Origin of the sequence: Ensifer sp. YR511 (assembly GCF_900103045.1) — a bacterium.
In the GTDB taxonomy this organism is placed as follows: domain Bacteria; phylum Pseudomonadota; class Alphaproteobacteria; order Rhizobiales; family Rhizobiaceae; genus Ensifer; species Ensifer adhaerens.
Window position 1 is genome coordinate 283978 of the sequence record NZ_FNGR01000001.1, and the last position, 17388, is coordinate 301365.

At 64.3% G+C, this 17388-nt stretch carries 14 protein-coding genes; 4 read left to right on the forward strand and 10 right to left on the reverse strand.

Going from position 1 to position 17388, the window contains the following annotated elements:
• Positions 1-216 precede the first annotated feature (216 nt).
• Positions 217-954 carry a Crp/Fnr family transcriptional regulator gene (locus BLU15_RS01340; RefSeq protein ID WP_051659129.1) on the forward strand — a complete coding sequence of 246 codons (738 nt, stop codon included), beginning with the start codon at positions 217-219 and terminating at the stop codon, positions 952-954.
• Positions 955-1186: 232 nt separating this feature from the next.
• Here BLU15_RS01340 and BLU15_RS01345 read toward each other — a convergent pair whose 3' ends face one another.
• The 6 genes from BLU15_RS01345 to BLU15_RS01370 all read right to left on the reverse strand — a co-directional run bounded on the left by BLU15_RS01345 (position 1187) and on the right by BLU15_RS01370 (position 6451).
• On the reverse strand, positions 1187-1615 hold the full coding sequence (locus BLU15_RS01345; protein ID WP_034788308.1) for a L,D-transpeptidase: 429 nt from the start codon (positions 1613-1615) through the stop codon (positions 1187-1189).
• 129 nt (positions 1616-1744) lie between these two features.
• The gene (gene cbiB, locus BLU15_RS01350; protein WP_090293989.1) at positions 1745-2716 is read right to left on the reverse strand and encodes an adenosylcobinamide-phosphate synthase CbiB; all 972 of its coding nucleotides are present in this window, start codon (positions 2714-2716) and stop codon (positions 1745-1747) included.
• Position 2717: 1 nt separating this feature from the next.
• Entirely contained in the window at positions 2718-3719 is a 1002-nt protein-coding gene (cobD, locus tag BLU15_RS01355; protein WP_090293991.1) for a threonine-phosphate decarboxylase CobD, read from the reverse strand.
• The gene (locus tag BLU15_RS01360) at positions 3716-5020 is read right to left on the reverse strand and encodes a cobyrinate a,c-diamide synthase (protein WP_090293993.1); all 1305 of its coding nucleotides are present in this window, start codon (positions 5018-5020) and stop codon (positions 3716-3718) included. The genes cobD and BLU15_RS01360 overlap by 4 nt, the downstream gene beginning before the upstream one ends.
• Positions 5017-5856, reverse strand: a complete 840-nt coding sequence (cobA, locus tag BLU15_RS01365) for a uroporphyrinogen-III C-methyltransferase (protein ID WP_176960267.1) — start codon at positions 5854-5856, stop codon at positions 5017-5019. The genes BLU15_RS01360 and cobA overlap by 4 nt, the downstream gene beginning before the upstream one ends.
• Positions 5857-5986: 130 nt before the next feature.
• Entirely contained in the window at positions 5987-6451 is a 465-nt protein-coding gene (locus BLU15_RS01370) for a cobalamin biosynthesis protein (RefSeq protein ID WP_090293995.1), read from the reverse strand.
• A gap of 454 nt (positions 6452-6905) precedes the next feature.
• Here BLU15_RS01370 and BLU15_RS01375 point away from each other — a divergent pair, with 454 nt between their 5' ends.
• Together BLU15_RS01375 and BLU15_RS01385 are read left to right on the forward strand one after the other, a co-directional pair.
• Positions 6906-7691 carry a TSUP family transporter gene (locus BLU15_RS01375; protein WP_090294424.1) on the forward strand — a complete coding sequence of 262 codons (786 nt, stop codon included), beginning with the start codon at positions 6906-6908 and terminating at the stop codon, positions 7689-7691.
• A 779-nt stretch (positions 7692-8470) separates the two neighbouring features.
• Complete coding sequence (locus BLU15_RS01385) at positions 8471-8824, forward strand: hypothetical protein (protein ID WP_090293998.1); 354 nt, start codon at positions 8471-8473, stop codon at positions 8822-8824.
• Between the two features lie 800 nt (positions 8825-9624).
• On the opposite strand, the gene BLU15_RS01395 is transcribed toward BLU15_RS01385, so the two are convergent.
• Positions 9625-11097 (reverse strand): hypothetical protein, encoded by a 1473-nt coding sequence (locus tag BLU15_RS01395; protein WP_090294000.1) that lies wholly within the window; start codon positions 11095-11097, stop codon positions 9625-9627.
• Between the two features lie 413 nt (positions 11098-11510).
• On the opposite strand from BLU15_RS01395, the gene BLU15_RS01400 reads away from it, so the two are divergent.
• Positions 11511-12104 carry a methyltransferase family protein gene (locus tag BLU15_RS01400; protein ID WP_090294002.1) on the forward strand — a complete coding sequence of 198 codons (594 nt, stop codon included), beginning with the start codon at positions 11511-11513 and terminating at the stop codon, positions 12102-12104.
• Positions 12105-12302: 198 nt separating this feature from the next.
• On the opposite strand, the gene BLU15_RS01405 is transcribed toward BLU15_RS01400, so the two are convergent.
• From BLU15_RS01405 to cobN, 3 genes are all read right to left on the reverse strand, one after another.
• Entirely contained in the window at positions 12303-12728 is a 426-nt protein-coding gene (locus tag BLU15_RS01405) for an EamA family transporter (protein WP_090294004.1), read from the reverse strand.
• A complete protein-coding gene (cobO, locus tag BLU15_RS01410; RefSeq protein WP_043617391.1) occupies positions 12728-13372 on the reverse strand; it encodes a cob(I)yrinic acid a,c-diamide adenosyltransferase in 645 nt (214 codons plus the stop codon). Before cobO ends, BLU15_RS01405 begins: the two co-directional genes overlap by 1 nt.
• 146 nt (positions 13373-13518) lie before the next feature.
• Entirely contained in the window at positions 13519-17349 is a 3831-nt protein-coding gene (gene cobN, locus BLU15_RS01415) for a cobaltochelatase subunit CobN (RefSeq protein WP_090294005.1), read from the reverse strand.
• Between the last annotated feature and the right edge of the window lie 39 nt (positions 17350-17388).

Genomic DNA, 17388 nt, shown 5'->3' on the forward strand with positions numbered 1-17388 from the left:
CAGTCTCTCCGCTGTCGTGAAAACGGCTTAGGACGGATCGGCAATGAGGCCTTTGATTTTGATCAAGTCGGCGAATTAACACGTTAAAATTGACAATGCGCAAGCCAGCATGAGACATTGTTTCGCGCTTTCGGAATTAGCACCTGTCAACTCTTGATTTAACGACCCGCATCCTCTTTGGTCATCCAGGGAGCAATGGAATGCAGGTAGAAAGAATTGCAGATCGTGAACGAACATCGCCGCAAGGATATCCATAATTCGGACGTTCCAGCCGTCTGCTCCGCCTGCGAGGCGCGCCATGGCGGCGTTTGCGGTACGCTCTCTCCGGATCAGCTTCTCGACCTCAGCCGTCACTCCACCCGCCGCAGCATCGAGCCCGGCCGCGAGGTCATCGGCCAGGGAGAAACCACCGACAGCTACGCAAATATCATCTCCGGCGTCGTCAAGCTCAGCAAGGTGCTGGCCGATGGCCGCCAGCAGATCGTCGGCCTGCAGTTCGCCCCTGATTTCATGGGCCGGCCCTTCACCCGCGAAAGCGCGCTGACGGCGGAAGCGGCGGTCGACACCGACATCTGTTGTTTCCCGCGCAACGTCATCGAGCGGCTGGTCTCCGAGGCTCCCGGGCTGGAACACCGGCTGCACGAGCAGGCGCTGAAGGAACTGGACGAAGCGCGCGACTGGATGCTCACCCTTGGCCGCAAGACCGCGCAGGAGAAGGTCGCAAGCTTCCTCTACATCATCGCGACTCACATCGACCCGGAAAACGGCACCTCGAACGTGTTCGACCTGCCGCTGTCGCGCGCCGACATCGCCGACTATCTCGGCCTCACCATCGAGACCGTCAGCCGCCAGATCACCAAGCTCCGCAAGGAGAACGTCATCCGCATCGAAAACAGCCGCCACGTCACCGTGCCGAGCCTCGACCGGCTGATGCATGTGGCAGGCATCGACTGACGGTCGCCAGCGGCTCTTAGCGGCCTCATCAAGTGCCCGACAGAATTGCCCTCTCCTCGGGTTTACCCCGAGGAAAGCCAAGCAGTCACGTTAAAGATGGGGACGCGCATTCTACCGTTCACTTCTTACGAAACGGTCGAAGATGAAGCGGAAACGGTGCCTCGGATCCCTTCTCCTCTTCAAAACAGAGAGAAGGTCCCGGCAGGGGGATGAGGGGCTGGCTAGGCAGGCGTCACCGCGTAATTACGATCCGCGTGTTCTTCAGCCCATGTTCCCGCGTCAGCGCAAAAAACTCCGCCGCGTTGTTTGGATGCAGCCGCACGCAGCCGTGCGATGCCGGGCGGCCGAGGCGTTTGATGTCATAGGTGGCGTGGATGGCGTAGCCGCCGTTGAAGAACACGGCATATGGCATCGGCGCGTCGTCGTATTTGCGTGAACGGTGATTGCGAGAGAGCCATTTGGCGCTCCAGCTGCCGCGTGGCGTCACATAGCCCTTGCGCGCCGTCGACACCTTCCAGCGATACATGACGACGCCGTATTGTCGCACGGTCATCGTCTGCGACGACAGGCTGATATCGGCAATGAGATTGGCGGCGTTCGCGGGTTGAACGGCAAACTGCAGCAGAGCGGCAATCAGCGCAGTCAGAAAGCTTTTGCGCATGCTTCTCTCTCCGGGAAGACGAACACGTACCGGTGGAACCAAACGTTCCAGGAGAATAACTGATCGAATATGATACGATCTTAATACATATGGAAAGCAGAGTCTTAATGCGAAGGTCAACTTCCGCGATCAAATCATTGCGATTGCAAGAACAAACCCGGCCATGACCGTGCAGGCGCCATAAAATACAGCAATACCGGCGTCGATGTCTTCGCTTGTTGCAACCGCTCGGCCCGGACCGTTGATCATCGGTTCGCTGACCTTGACCCCGCCATAGATCCGCGGACCGGCAAGCTGCAGATCGAGCGCGCCGGCCATGGCCGCTTCCGGCCAGCCGGAGTTCGGCGAGCGGTGCAGGCCATGGTCGCGAAGGGCCACGGTCAGCGCATCCTTGGCGGCGCTTACGCCACGATGGATCAGCGCACCGGCTGAGATCAAAAGGATCGAGAGCCTCGCTGCCGGCAGGTTGGCGAGATCGTCGAGTCGGGCCGAGGCCCAGCCGAAGTGCAGATATTTCGGCGACTTGTGGCCGATCATCGAATCGGCGGTGTTCAGCATCTTGTAGGCAAGAAGCCCCGGCAGGCCGGCAACCGCGTACCAGAAGGCCGGCGCCACGACGCCGTCGGAGAAATTCTCGGCAAGGCTTTCGATCGCGGCACGGCAGACCGCCGGCTCGTCGAGCGTCTTTGGATCGCGACCAACGATCATCGACACGGCGGCACGTCCGCCTTCCAGCCCGTTCTGTCGCAAGCCCCCGGCCACGCGACGCACGTGATCGGCGAGGCTCTTCTGTGCCAGGAAGACCGCGACCACAACCGCCTCGAGCAGAAAGCCGAGCGGTCCGAAGACGGCGAACAGGCGATGCAGCAGATGGCCGAACCAGGCGCTGATGCCAAGCAACAGCAGGATCGCGACGACGCCACGAAACTTGCGGGCACCATCCTCGAGGTCCTCCCGGTTCAGCCGGGCGTCGAAGAAGCCGATGGCCTTGCCGAAAAACACGACCGGATGCGGCATGCGCGCCCAGAGCCAGTCCGGATCGCCGACAACGCGGTCGATCACCAGCGCCAGCGCGAGAATGAGCAGGATCGTCTCCGACACCTCAGAGCTCCATGCGGGCAAGCGCGTCCGCCAGCCGTCGGTCACCGGCCGCGTCAGGCGCAAGACCGATCCTGAGCCAGGTCGGGGCATAGTCGAACTTGCGCGTGAGAATATGGGCCTCGCAGAGCCGTTCCTGCAGCAGAGCCGCCCTGGGATGCTCGACCAGCACAAATAGCCCCGTGCCGCCGATACGGTTGAGCCCTGCCCCATCGAGAGCCGCGTCGAGGCCGGCGCGACGCTCGAGGATGCCCGCCGCGATCGCCTTCGTATCGCCCTGCATCAGCGCTTTCGAGATCGTCAACGCCGGGCCGGAGACAGCCCAGGGACCGAGCCAATCGGCAAAGGACGCAAGCACTGGCTCGGTCGCAACGACGAAGCCGAGGCGCAGGCCCGCAAGGCCGAAGAACTTGCCGAAGGAGCGGAAGACGATGAGGTTGCCCTGCCCTGGCACGTGACCAGCGACACTCAGTTGCGGCTCAAGATCGCCGAAGGCCTCATCGACCAGCAGCAGTCCGCCGCTCGCTTTCTGCCTTGCGGCGATCGCCAGAAGCTCCGCCGGCGCCAAGGCGCGGCCGGTCGGGTTGTTGGGGTTGACGACGATGACAAGCCCATGTTCGGCCGTGAGCGCGTCGGCATCCGCGACGCGATCGACAGCAAAGCCGGCCGCTTCAAGCACGCGGGCATACTCGCCATAGGTCGGCCCGAAGATCGCGACTTGCCTGTTGGCCGGAGCAAGACGTGGCAGGAGCTGGATCACCGACTGGGTGCCCGGCACCGGCAAAGGCAGCACGCCGTTGGTGCGGTAGTAGTCGGCAGCGGCGCTCCGCGCATCATCCACCGTCTGCCGATCCGGCAGCCGGTGCCAGGCGCGCTCAGGGACCGCGGGCAAGGCCACGGGGCATGGATTGATGCCGGTCGACAGATCGAGCCAGTCTTCGAGCCGGCCGCCATAGCGCGTTGCGGCCTCGGTGATGCCGCCACCATGAACGATCGGTGCGCTCATGCAGCACCTGCGACGTCGATCAGATGCATGAAGGAACCGGCGACAGGGCCGCGCCGGAGGCCCGCCTGGCCGAGATCCTCGCCGGCGGCGTCGCTGACCGCAAACAGCCGATCGGCCGCCCCTTCGGCGACGATAGTCGCATAGTGGAATTCGTGCGCCGTCATGGGTCCATCGAAGAAGGCGTTGTCGACAGGCACGACGCGGCGATAGCCGAGGTGCCGCCTGCGCTCGGCAAAACTGGTTACGAGCGGCAGCAGGCCGAGCATGTCGTAGCGTGCGCCATCGGCAGCGACAAGCCCTTCACCGAGCACCATATAGCCGCCGCATTCGCCGAAGATGCGGGCGCCGCGTTCCGCCGCGAAATGCATGCCGGAACGGAATCGGGCGGCGGCGCTCAGCTGCCCCGCATGCAGCTCCGGATAGCCCCCCGGAAGATAGACGGCATCCGCTGCCGCATTCGGCGCCTCGTCGGCGAGCGGCGAGAAGAAGGAAATCTCCGCGCCGCCTTGCCGCCAGCCGTAAAGCAGGTGCTCGTAGCAGAAGGCAAAGGCGATATCGCGCGCGACCGCGATGCGCTGACCGAGCGGCCGCAAACGCTCGGCATCGGCCGCCGCGGGCACCTGCGGGAAAATCGTCGCGATCAGGCGGATGGCGTCGAGATCGCAGGCAGCCTCGACCCGCGCGGCCGCCGCCCCGATGAAGCCCTCAAGCGCTGAGTGTTCGCCCGCCTGCACGAGCCCGAGATGGCGCTCCGGCAGTTGCAATGCGCTGTCCTGCCGGAGCACGCCGAAGACAGGCATGCGCACCTTGCCGAGCGCATCGCGCAACATCATTTCATGCCGGTCGCTGCCGACCTTGTTGAGGATGACGCCGACCACCCGGATATCGTCGCGATGATCCGCATAGCCGCGCACGAGGGCGGCAACCGACTGGGACATGCGGGCGCAATCGACCACCAGAATGACCGCAAGGTTCAGCGTCGCGGCGAGGTCCGCTGGCGTTCCCGAGCCGTCGGCAGCACCGTCATGCAGTCCCATCATCGCCTCGACGATCAATGTGCGCCCGCCGGAGGCGGCATGCGACGCATTGGCAAGCAGCAGTTCCGGGCGCATCGCCCAGGGGTCGTAGTTGAAGCAGGGCTCGCCGGTCGCTGCCGCGTGGAAAGCGGGATCGATATAGTCCGGCCCCGCCTTGCCGGGCGCGATCGCCACGCCGCGCCTCTTCAGGGCGCGCATCAGCCCGAGCGTCACCGTCGTCTTGCCGGAGCCGGACGCGGGTGCGGCAATCAGCAATCCGCTCATGCCGGGTTCCTGAGAATTCGATTGGCGAACGGGTCGGCGGCAAGCTTGCGCCCGTCCAGCGCGCCGATCCAGTCGAGCGCTGCGCGCAGCCTCACCACCTCGCCGACGACGACGATCGCCGGCGGCTCCAGCCCTGCCGCCGCAACATCGGCCTCTGCACGCGCAAGCGTCGTTTCCAGCACCGCCTGCTGCGGCGTCGCGGCGTTGCAGACGAAGGCGACCGGTTCGTCCGGCGAGCGGCCGCCGGCAATGAGGTTGGCGGTGATCGCGCCGATATGTTTCATCGCCATGTACATGACGATGACAGGCGAGCCGCTGGCGATGCCCTGCCAGTTGATGCGATCCGGCACCAGGCCGGAGGAATCATGGCCAGTCAGGAAAGTGACCGCGTGGTTGACCTCGCGATGGGTCACGGGAATGCCGGCATAGGCAAGCCCGCCGATACCGGCGGTGATGCCGGGCACGATTCGGAACGGCACCTGGTGCTCGACCAGCGTCAGCGCCTCCTCGCCACCGCGACCGAAGACGAAGGGATCGCCGCCTTTGAGGCGCAGCACCCGGTTGCCGGCGCGCGCGAGTTCGACGAGGCGAAGCGAGATGTCGCGCTGCTTCGGCGACGGCTTGCCGCCACGCTTGCCCGCAAACTCCAGCACGGCGCCCGGCCGCGCCAGCTTCAGGCAATCCTCGTTGACCAGCGCATCATGCACGATCACATCCGCCTGGCGCAGCGCATTGGCCGCATGCAGCGTCAACAGGCCGGGATCGCCGGGGCCGGCGCCGACCAGCCAGACCGAACCTTTTTCGAGCGCCGGCAATCCGGCAAAGAGGTCGTCGATCATGCGTGCTGTCCCACCTGTATTTCGGCGCCACCCAAAGGCACGCCTGACGCGCTCTCTAAAGAACCGGATTCCACTTGAGAGAAACCCCGGGCAAAAGATTGATTCAATTCAACAACACAAGAACGCATCAGACAGCCTCCGCCGCCTGGATGCGCTTTTCGGCGCGCAAGGTCGCCGGCCCGGCAAGTGCGGCCGTCGCATGGGCGGAGACGATCTTCTGCACAATCAGCACGGCTTCGCGACCGGCACCGACCAGCGCTGCGCCCTCGGCAACGCCATGACAACCCGTGTAGGCAAAGACGACCTCGGAGGGGTTGGCGAGCCGGGAAGCTTCGGCTTCGAGCGTGGCGGCATCGTAGAACGCGGCCGGAACCGAGAAATGCTGAGCGGCCGCCAGGATCGCCGGCTCCTCGGCGCGAGCATCGAGCGAGGCGACCAGCCGCAGATCGCCGGGCGCAGCACCGGCATCGGCAAGCGCACGCTCGGCAAGGGCGATCACCTCTTCGGCCGGCGTGCAACGCTCGCAGCCGAGCCCGAGCACCAGCCCGGCTCCTGCTTTCGTCGTCTGTGCAGAGTGTTGGCCCGATGGCATCGGCGGCCGGCTCCCTTCGTTGTTCTCCTTAACGAAGCGCCGGCTGGGACGATCCGTCCCGGCCGATCTGGACAGCACCGGCTGATGGCCCCCTGGCTGGGTCGGCCGCACCGGACGCTCTTTCAGTCCGCCGAAGCGGACGCCGTCGCATGTCTGTCAATTTTAGCCAAGCGGCGACAACCGGTCAAACCGGATTGCGTCATCCCGATGTCGCGATTGGGGAAGATTGTCGTCACCGCGAACGGTCGAGCAGGACGGCGACGGCGACCGTTTGCGCGAGGCGAGCCTCCCATCCGAAATTCCAGCGAGTCGGCGCAACCGACTGATCTTGCTTACGATTGCGGCCATGGCGCTGGTGGCGGTCGCCACGCCCTTACGGAAGGCTTTGCTTTTCGTCGCGGGCTCTGACACAAGGCGCAGAACTCCCTCAGGTCTCCCTCTCACGAGTCTCGTCTTGCAAGATCTTGCCTTCCACCTGCTCGCCTTTCTGTTCGTTGCCGCCTTCATCGCCGGCTTTATCGATTCGATCGCCGGCGGCGGCGGCATGATCACCATTCCGGCGATGCTGATTGCCGGTATCCCGCCGCTGCAGACGCTTGGCACCAACAAGCTGCAGGGGCTCTTCGGCTCCGGCTCGGCGACGCTTTCCTACGCCCGCAAGGGCCATGTGAACCTGAAAGAGCAATTGCCGATGGCGCTGATGTCGGCGGCCGGCGCCGTGCTCGGCGCGCTGCTCGCGACGATCGTGCCCGGTGACGTGCTGAAAGCGATCCTGCCGTTCCTGCTGATCGCGATCGCGCTCTATTTCGGCCTGAAGCCGAACATGGGCGATGTCGACCAGCACCGCCGTATCACGCCCTTCGTCTTCACACTGACGCTGGTGCCGCTGATCGGTTTTTACGACGGTGTCTTCGGCCCTGGCACCGGCTCCTTCTTCATGCTCGGCTTCGTGACGCTCGCCGGTTTCGGCGTCCTGAAGGCGACGGCGCACACCAAGTTCCTGAACTTCGGCTCCAACATCGGCGCCTTCGGCGTCTTCCTGTTCTTTGGCGCCATCTTGTGGAAGGTCGGCCTGCTGATGGGCGTCGGCCAGTTCCTCGGCGCCCAACTCGGCTCGCGCTACGCCATGGCCAAGGGCGCCAAGATCATCAAGCTACTGCTCGTCGTCGTCTCGATCGCCCTTGCCATCAAGCTCTTGGCGGATCCAACGCATCCGCTCCGGATTTGGCTCGAGCTTTGAAGCAAGGCGCGCCTTTAACCAGGTGATCGCACAGTAGCGACATCGTCCGCGCGGCGAGGAACGATGCCGGCTGGCGCGCCTTCCGGCGAGCGACGTCGGCGTACCCCCTTGCCGCCTATTCCTTTTTGACTGCTGCCGCTACCTCCGAAGAGCTATCGAAACTTGGCCGGGACCGCCCGATGTAGGTTTCAGAACCTCGCCATAGCTCTCTCCAAACCCGGCCAAATGACCTCAGAAAACACAGCAGCCCACAGGAAATACGCCGTCCGCTATCCGAGCGGCCTGACTGCCGAAGAAGCGATTGCTCTGCTGGCGCGGACATGCGCGGACATTGCACCCCATCTCACGCTCCGCGATAAAGGAGACGGCGCCACGATCGAAGGCGAGCCATGGCACGTCCTGTCGGTCTGCCTCGCCCTCCCGCTCTTCGAGATGAACGAGGTCGGTTAGGGAGATCTGTCGACCTCCGGCTTGCGGCTCGCAGCATTGTCCGTTGCGCGGGTATCGATGACGCTGGCGCAAGCAGCGGCCGGTCGACTTGCCCCTCGATATCAAGCCCCACGGCCGGTTCGCTGTCCGGGCAAACGCACGTCACGTAGATCGAACAACATCCCCGAAGCGTTTTTATGCCGGCCGGGGCGTAGTATCATCGCCCAGGCGAAACACTGCGGTTCCCTGGTCCAGGGCACGGCCCGGTCATCGGGGAGTGACAACTGGTTTCGCCCGTTCGCAAGCAACCTGTCGGCGTTTCTCGAAGGCTGCCTCCAAGGAGGTGCGCAATGACGTTCGCCCTGTCAATCTTGCCCCTGATCACGCTTGCCTCCATCTCGCTCGGCGTGGTGGGGTCTGCCGCGCACCAGGCGACCACCGGCTGGACCTATCCTCCGGCGTGCTGCAAGGCGCGTCACGTCGGTGGAGATTGTGAAGCCATCCCCACTCCGGACGTAACCCGCGGGGGCCAAGGCTTTTCCGTCCGCTTGCGCGCGGGCGATCACCACCTCGCGACAAGACCACACCTGTTCTGGATCCCATATGGAGATGAGATCCCGTCGGGCGACGGGCAATATCATCTCTGCCTCCACCCGACGGAAGATCATGTGAACTGCTTCTTTGCCCCGCCCGACAGCAGTTGAAGCGGCGACGCGCACCCTCGCCCGCGGATGCCGCGAACATCGATGGCAGTCTCAGGGTTGTCGACGTTCAGATTCGGGGCCAGACGCGTTCCTCTGGCACCACAACGCAGTCAGGGTCTCGCAGTCAGGCCAGCATCAGGCGCACCGGACTTCGACCAGCACGAACACGGCTCCCCCACGGGGCCCGCGCCATAGCTGCACTGTGCGTTGCGGGTCTCGCAGATCCGCGGGCGGCGAGCCTCGGCGAGAGCCTTTGCCTTGGCTTCATCCGCCGCCTTCTGCTTCCGACTGGGCTTGGGCTTCGGCTTGGCCTTCGCCGTGGAAACGTGGGCCTTGGACACGGCCGTTTTCGTTGTCTGTGAAAAACCCACGTCACCGGACGCCGCAAACAGCAAAACCGACGCGGCAGCAACCGCAACTCTGAAAGCGATCTTCAAGGCTCACCCGCTATCTCGACCATGATGAAACGTTAAATGGAGGCTTTTACGACGTCCATCAAGGATGTTCGGTCAAGGTTCAAACAAGATTTGCCGAAGAACAAGGCAACGCTGCCGTCTTACCCCGCACGACGCGCCATCACCTCGCCGCTGAACGTCCGGTCACCACGACCTAAGTCGCGCGTTCGGCAGACCACCATCTGGACCGGCACGTGTCGCCCGATCATGTCGCGCGCTGGCGATCCGGCGCGCCGGTTGCAAACTGCAGCACCCGGCGGTCGCGGCCGATCGTTCCTGTCCGCTTGACGCCGGATTCCATCGCCAGTTCCGATTACACCAGATCCGATTTCGCCAGTTCCGATTTTACTGGGCAGCGAATGCGGTGGCAGCCGGGCCGCGCGATGAGCCGCGACGGCTCAGGTAGACGGCGGAAAGCCCGGCAAAAAGCCCCGGCAGGCCAAACTCGATGAAGGACGCGATCGAGATCGGCATCGGTCTCGACATGACGTAGTCGTCGAGACAATGGCCCATGCTGCCGGCAAACAGAAACGCAAACGCGGGAATGACAACGAAAGCAACGGCGCGCCGGACGCCGCTGGACGGCAGGAAATGGTCAAGTGCCAGCGTCTGCAGGGCGACGACCGCCCAGATCCGGTAGGCAATCGCCCACATCTCGGGATCGAAGCTTCGCAATCGGCCAATGAGGGTGTCATCCGCCGACGCCGCGGCTTCTTGCGCGACGGTGACGAAAAGAGCGTAGGCAAGGGCAGCGGTGAGCGGCGCGACGAGCCCGGCAATCGAGAAGGTGCGCACCATCCACCATCCGCTCAGCGTCGAAACGCTGCTGCCGTTTCCAAGGAGCGGTGCCGGCCGAGCTGGAAACCAGATCGCCGCGCATGCGGCTGCAGACAACGCGCCGAGGATGCCGCCAACAGCCAGCAGATCCTGCTGGCTTTCGGCGTGCCCCTCTGCCGGTGCAAACAGCAACAGGAAGATCGCGCCGGCATGAAGGCCGACGCAAAGAGCCACCGGCCATGCCGCCGCCCGGGACCGGCCGGACATCAGCACAAGCATCAAGGCTGCGGCGACGGCGGCCGCGAACGTGCCGCCAGAATAGAGCCTGAGCACGAACCACAGGAATTCAAGAGACCCTCTGCCATTGGAACCCGGAATAAAGGCACTGAGGATCACCGCCACCGTCGCCGCGACGATCACAGGACCGAACACGGTCGTAGACCAGAAGTAGCGCGCGTCGGCATTGGTATCTGCAGCCAGCGCGCTGGCGCCGGCCGGTACGGACGGAGAGGCAGAATGCGATTCTTCGAGGCTCGACGTCTCTCCGGCGCCGTGCTCCTGGTGTTCGCGATAAAGCCAGAGCGCCCCGCTGATGCCGGCCATCAATGCGCCACCTGCCGCAGGCAGCAGCACGTGGGTAGCCGCCTTGTGCAAAAGCGCGATGACGGCCGCACGCTCGTGGAGCGGCCAGGAAAAGGCAGGCTCGTAGGCGCTCGGATTCCAGTGCGCCACCGCCAGGGACAGCGCGTAAAGCATGGCAAACCCGGCGACCGTTACGAAACCACAGGCCGCCGAAAGCGGAAGAAGCTGCCACGCATTGCTGGCAAAGCGCCTGAAAGCGACCGTCAGCCGAGCGCTGATCATCGCTGGCAGGGCGCAGGCGAAAGGAACCAGGACCAGGAGAACCTGCAACGCGCCCGTTTCAGACATGGCAACGCTAAAAACAACGGTGCCTGCCGCGACCAGCGCCATCGAGACCCAGGTCGCAAAGGGAAAAAACGTGCTTTCAAGGCGACCGCGCCATTCGTCTTTTGCCTGCATGTCGCCCTCCGCCCACACACAACCACCTAGTGTATCCTGATTAAGGTTTCATTGAGACGAACATTTCAAGAACGTCAACGGGCAAAATATCGCAAACTCACTTTGGCGCGGCCTTCTGCTTGGGCGTACGCCTGCGGACCGATCGCGCGGCGGCGGCAACGACGCTGCAACCATGAACATCGCACGGGCTCACGGCGGTCACCGGACACAGCGATCGCCGGCACGGGCCCCGAGGCTTTGGGCACCGAGCTCAGGGCTCAGGGCATCGAAAAATATTCGGTCACCCCCTTGCACCTCTAGTAACTAGAGATTTCACATTTGCAGGCGTGCAACCAGAGGGGATTTACAGTCATATCCGCTGCCCCTTTTCGGTCGCTCGTATTCCGCTTTCCCGCTCGTTTCCAGAGGTTTAGATGTCCACCACCCTTCCCGCCATCCTGATGCTCGTCGTGGGATTGTCCACGCTCGCGCTGGCGATCCTCCGCCGTGTGCAATCCGGCCGCTCGCCGGTCGTGCTAACCTATGGCGACGACGCGGAGGGGTTTGCGGGCAGGCTTTTCCGCCTGATCGTCGCAGCGCTGGTGATCCACCTGCTGGCGGTCGCCATGCTCCCGGCCTCCGTCGATGCTGCCCTCGGCCGGATCCCGGCGCTCGACACGCCCATCCTTCACGCCGTCGGCCTGGCGCTGATGACGCTCGGCGGCGGGCTGACGATGCTGTCGCAATGGGCGATGCGTCATTCCTGGAAGATCGGCATCCCTGAAAAGCAGGACGCGCCGCTTGTGACCTCAGGCCTCTATGCCTTCTCGCGCAACCCGATCTATGTCGGCATGGTGACCGCGCTGATCGGCACGGTGCTGGCGGTGCCCAACGTCATCGCGGTGGCGCTGGCGCTCTCCGCCTGGATCTCGATTTCCTACCAGATCCGCATGGAGGAAACCCACCTCGCCAAGGTCTTCGGCGACGCCTACGGCGCCTATTGCAGGCGTGTCCGCCGGTGGGTCTGATGCAGGGCTCCCCCTCAGGCTGCGACGCTTCCAGCGTCTGCCGAACTGCGCGACTTGGCCCGACGGATCAGGAAGGCGCTCGCGCCAATTGCCGTCGACCTGCATGCCGTCCTCCCGCTCGTCACAACCACTGCATGTGTCGGGATTACGGATTGATTGAGGCGAGCATTCAGTGAACAGGCACCAGAGCAGGCGCGCTCAAAACACCGCCAGCAACAGCGCCCCGGCGGCAATGAAGCCGACGCCGAGCCAGTTCATCAGGTTGAGCTTTTCACCGAGGAAGAGCACGCCGAAGATTGCGACCATGATGATCGAAAGCTTGTCGATCGGCGCCACGCGGGCGGCGTCGCCGAGCTTGAGCGCGCGGAAATAGGCAAGCCAGGAGGCGCCGGTGGCAAGACCGGACAGCGCGAGAAACAGCCAGGTGCGTCCGGAGATTTCCGATGGCTTCTGCCACTGCCCTGTCGCCGCCACGATGGCGGCGATCACGCAGAGGATGACGACGGTGCGGATCAGCGTTGCGAAGTCGGAGTTGATCTGCGCAACCCCGACCTTGGCAAACACCGCCGTGAGCGCAGCGAAGGCGGCCGAAAGCAGCGCCCAGAACTGCCAGCTCTGGCTCATCAAAACTCCACGCCCTGCTGCGCCTTGATGCCGGAACGGAACGGATGCTTGATCAGCTCCATCTCAGTGACGAGATCGGCGATTTCGATCAGGTCTTCTTTCGCGTTGCGGCCGGTGAGCACCACATGCGTCATGTGCGGCTTTTCTTCCTTCAGGAAGCGCACCACTTCGGCGACGTCGATGTAGTCGTAGCGCAGAGCAATGTTGATCTCGTCGAGCAGCACCATCGAGTTGCGCTCGTCACGGATCAGTTCCTTCGCCTTCTCCCAGGCCTTTTCAGCCATCGCAACATCGCGGGCGCGATCCTGCGTTTCCCAGGTGAAGCCCTCGCCGAGCGTATAGAACTGGCAGACATCGCCGAAATGCTTCTCGATCAACTCGCGCTCGCCGGTTGCCATCGCACCCTTGATGAACTGCACGACGGCGCAGGGCATGCCGTGGGCGATATGGCGGAAGATCATGCCGAAGCCGGCGGTCGACTTGCCCTTGCCCTTGCCGGTGTTGACGATGATCAGACCCTTCTCGTCGGTCTTCGTCGCCATGATCTTTTCGCGCGCTGCCTTCTTCTTCGCCATCTTCATGGCGTGGCGGGCATCGTCCTTCTCGGCCGGGGCTTCGCCGCCTACTGTCGTCTCGTCGCTCATGATCACTCCCTCAGTTCTCAAGTTCGGGATGGGCAGACGCCCTCGTCCCGCTTCGGTTCCTTTTCGCACTTCACTGAGCAGCGAAACGGAACCAGGTCCTTGTTTGCAAGCAATTCCGGACGGATTACCGCCAGCCCGGAACCGCTCTATTCATTGCCGGCACGAAGCCGGGTTGCTGCCGTGCCGATGCCGGCAAGTTCAAACCGCGCCGAATTCGAGCGCGGCGTCCAGAGATTGCGGTCGATTGCTTCAAGCAGGCGTTCGGCAAGCTCGGCAAAGGCGGCCGGGTTCTTGTCGCGCATGAAGTCAGCCACGCGCTCGTCGACGATGAACGCCTGATAGGCGGCCTCGAAATGATGGTCGCGCACCGCACCCGTGGTCGCGGCAAAGGCGAACATGTAGTCGACCGTGGCAGCGATCTCGAAGGCGCCCTTGTATCCGTGGCGCATGACGCCATCGATCCACTTGGGATTGACGACGCGGGCCCGGACCACGCGGCCGATCTCTTCTTCGAGCGACCGGATCACAGGTTTTTCCGGACGGGAATGGTCGTTGTGGTAGATCGCCGGACGGTGACCGCCGAGCTGTTCGGCGGCAGCGCTCATGCCGCCTTCGAACTGGTAGTAGTCGTCGCTGTCGAGCAGATCGTGCTCGCGGTTGTCCTGGTTCTGCACCACCGCCTCTATCGTGCGCAGGCGCTCCTCGAAAAGATCGCGCTCGGCCTTGCCCTCCTCGCCGGCGCCATAGGCATAGGCGCCCCAGGTAAGATAGGCCTCGGCGAGATCGGCTTTGGTTTCCCAGCCCTTCTCGTCGATCAGCGCCTGCAGGCCGGCGCCATAGGCACCGGGCTTTGCGCCGAAGACGCGGTAGGAGGCGCGACGCGCGGCCTCGGCAGCCTCGACACCTTCCGCTTCCAACCGTCGGCTTTCCGCCCGCATGCGTGCGGCGATCATGTTGTCGGCATCGTCTTCCTCCAGCGCGCCGACGGCGCGGATCGCCTTGTCGAACAGCGCGATCTGGTCCGGGAAGGCATCGCGGAAGAAGCCGGAAATGCGCAAGGTCACGTCGACGCGTGGGCGGCCGAGGACTGCGAGCGGCACGATCTCGTAGCCCATCACCCGGCGAGAGACCATGTCCCAGGTGGGCTTGGCGCCGATCAGCGCCAGGGCCTGGGCGATGTCGTCGCCGCCGGTGCGCATGTTCGCCGTACCCCAGGCGGTCAGGCCAAAGGAGGACGGCCATTCGCCGTGGTCCTGCAGGTAGCGGCGGATCAGAAGCTCGGCCGATTTCTTGCCGAGCTCATAGGCAGCCGGCGTCGGCACCGCGCGGCTATCCACGGAGTAGAAATTGCGCCCCGTCGGCAACACATCCGGCCGGCCGCGCGTCGGCGCGCCCGATGGACCGGGGGCGACGAAGCGGCCGCTGAGACCGGTGAGGAAGCCGGTCATCTCGGCGGCACCCGAGTTTGAAATCGACGGCTTCAGGCGCGTTTCGATTTCGCCGAGCACGGCGCGGGTGTTGGCCCAGTGGTCCGGGCAAGCCAGTTCACCCGACACGAGATTTGCGGCAAGCAACTCGATGCGCTCGACCGTATCGCCGGCGGTGCGCCAGGGGGCGTCCGAGAGGTCAGCGAGGATGGACGGTTTCGGGCCTGTCCAGGTGTCGGACATGACGCAGTCGAGCGGGTCGAAGGGTTGGGCGTCGCGTGCGGGGCTACCCCCCGCGGAGGTGGGAATAGCGAACCCACGCAGCCCCGCATCCGCTGCGATCGCCCGCTGCAGGCTCTGGTCGCCGCCCTCGCCGAGACCGCGGGGCACGCGCGCCAGCGCTACGGTGAGGTCCGTCAACAACCGCCCTTCCGGCGCGACGCCGAAGATGTGCAGGCCGTCGCGGATCTGCATTTCCTTGAGGTCGCAGAGATAGGCGTCGAGCTTTTCCAGCGCCTTGTCGTCGCTGTCGCCCCTGTCGATGCCTGCGTCGCTGTCGAGGCCGATGTCGCGCACGAGATCGAGGATCTGGCGGCTGAGCAGCCTGAGGCGGCGCGGATCACCGCCGGCGGCGTCGTAATATTCGTCGACGAGCGCTTCCAGATCCTTGAGCGGGCCGTAGGATTCGGCGCGCGTCAAGGGCGGGGTCAGGTGGTCGATGATGACGGCGCTGGTGCGGCGCTTGGCCTGCGTACCTTCGCCCGGATCGTTGACGATGAAGGGATAGATGTGCGGCAGCGGCCCGAAGATCGCTTCGGGATAGCAGGTTTCCGACAGCGCCAGGGCCTTGCCCGGCAGCCATTCGAGGTTGCCATGCTTGCCCATGTGCACGATCGCCTGCGCGCCGAACTGCTGGCGCAGGAAGGCGTAGAAGGCGAGATAGCCATGCGGCGGCACGAGGTCCGGCGAATGGTAGCTTTCCTTCGGATCGATGTTGTAGCCGCGCGCCGGTTGGATGCCGACGATCACCTCGCCGAAGCGGGCGAGCGGCAGCGCGAAGGCGCCATCGAGGAAGAAGGGATCGGCCTCCGGCACGCCCCAGCGACCGGCAACTTCATCCTTTATCTGTTTCGGAAGCGAATCGAAGAACGTCTTGTAATCGTTCAGCGAAATACGCTCGCGAATTTCGCGGTCATGGCTCGCCGCATTGGTCGGCCCGGCCATCAGATAGCGGATCAGCGCGTCGCCATCGGCGGGAACCTCACCGACCACATAGCCTTTCCGCGCCATGGCGCTAAGCACCTCGACGGTACCGGCCGGCGTGTCGAGCCCAACACCGTTGCCGAGGCGACCGTCGCGGTTCGGATAGTTGGCCATGACGATGGCAATGCGGCGCTCGGCGGGCTCTGCCCAGCGCAGCTTCGCCCAGTTGACGGCAAGATCAGCGGCAAAGCGCACCCGGTCTTCGAGCGGCTCATGGCCGACGATATTGGCCTCCACCTTGGCGTCATAGATCGACGCCGCCTTGAAGGAGACGGCGCGCGCAAGGATGCGGCCATCGACTTCGGGTAGTGCCACGTTCATGGCGAGGTCGCGCGCCATCAGCCCCTGCGGCGACGTTTCCCATTGCGCCCGCGACGAGCCGGAGAAAATCACCTGCAGCACCGGCGCACCGGTCGATTCCAGCACCGTCGGCTGACGGTCGGCACCGGGCGACGAGACCGCAAAGCCAGTGGCGTTCATCACCACGTCGGGTGCGGCCTCGGAAAAAATCGCCTGCAGCGTGCCGACGGAAACGGCATCCTTGAGGCTTGAGACGAACACCGGCAGTGCCCGCACACCTTCAGCCTCCAGCGCATCGATCAGCGCCTCCACCGGCCGTGTCTCGCCACTCTGCACGAGCGCGCGGTAAAAGCAGATCCCAACCGTCGGGGGTTCGAATCCCTCCCTCGCTACCATCCGTCCCTGAACAAGGGACTGCCATTCGCTGACGCCGATCACGCCAGCACCCGGCCACCAGATGCCGGCCTTCAACAGGGGCTTTGCCGGCTGCGGCTTCTCCGCACCCGTGACCAGTGCGGCCGCATAGTCGAGAAACAGCCCGGCATTGTCCGAGCCGCCTTCGGTGAAGTAAGCCCAAAGGCGCTGGCGGTCGTCGGCTGCGACGGTGGAGAAAGGCTCCAGCCCCGGATCCGGCTTGTCGTCACCCGGCAGAACCGCGATCTCGAAACGATGGGTGACGGCAGCCGCATGCAGGGCTTCCAGCAGATAACGGAAATAGCTGGCGCCACCGAGCGGCCGGACGACGATCAGCTTGGCGTGACGCGCCGTGCGCTCGACGTAAGTGTCGACCGACATCGGGTGCATCAGGCTCATCAGGCTGGCGATGCGCAGGCTCAAGCCTCCGTCGCGTCGGCCGTGAGCCGCGGCGATCGAGGAGAGCTCGGTGTCGGCGGCCGATAGGAAAAGGATATCGGCCGGCGTTTGCCCAAGGTCGATCGCCTCGTTGCCGTCGGCGATCGTTCCTTTCTGGGCGAGAAGCAGATGCATTCGTCTTGTCCGTTGGGGCAATTCCGAACGAAAACGCTA

Bases quoted from the DNA above. Each gene is read 5' to 3' on its own strand.
- BLU15_RS01345 (WP_034788308.1), bottom strand. From the start codon at position 1,615: ATGCGCAAAAGCTTTCTGACTGCGCTGATTGCCGCTCTGCTGCAGTTT.
- cobD (WP_090293991.1), bottom strand. From the start codon at position 3,719: ATGAGCGCACCGATCGTTCATGGTGGCGGCATCACCGAGGCCGCAACG.
- BLU15_RS01360 (WP_090293993.1), bottom strand. From the start codon at position 5,020: ATGAGCGGATTGCTGATTGCCGCACCCGCGTCCGGCTCCGGCAAGACG.
- BLU15_RS01370 (WP_090293995.1), bottom strand. From the start codon at position 6,451: ATGCCATCGGGCCAACACTCTGCACAGACGACGAAAGCAGGAGCCGGG.
- BLU15_RS01385 (WP_090293998.1), top strand. From the start codon at position 8,471: ATGACGTTCGCCCTGTCAATCTTGCCCCTGATCACGCTTGCCTCCATC.
- BLU15_RS01395 (WP_090294000.1), bottom strand. From the start codon at position 11,097: ATGCAGGCAAAAGACGAATGGCGCGGTCGCCTTGAAAGCACGTTTTTT.
- BLU15_RS01400 (WP_090294002.1), top strand. From the start codon at position 11,511: ATGTCCACCACCCTTCCCGCCATCCTGATGCTCGTCGTGGGATTGTCC.
- BLU15_RS01405 (WP_090294004.1), bottom strand. From the start codon at position 12,728: ATGAGCCAGAGCTGGCAGTTCTGGGCGCTGCTTTCGGCCGCCTTCGCT.
- cobO (WP_043617391.1), bottom strand. From the start codon at position 13,372: ATGAGCGACGAGACGACAGTAGGCGGCGAAGCCCCGGCCGAGAAGGAC.
- cobN (WP_090294005.1), bottom strand. From the start codon at position 17,349: ATGCATCTGCTTCTCGCCCAGAAAGGAACGATCGCCGACGGCAACGAG.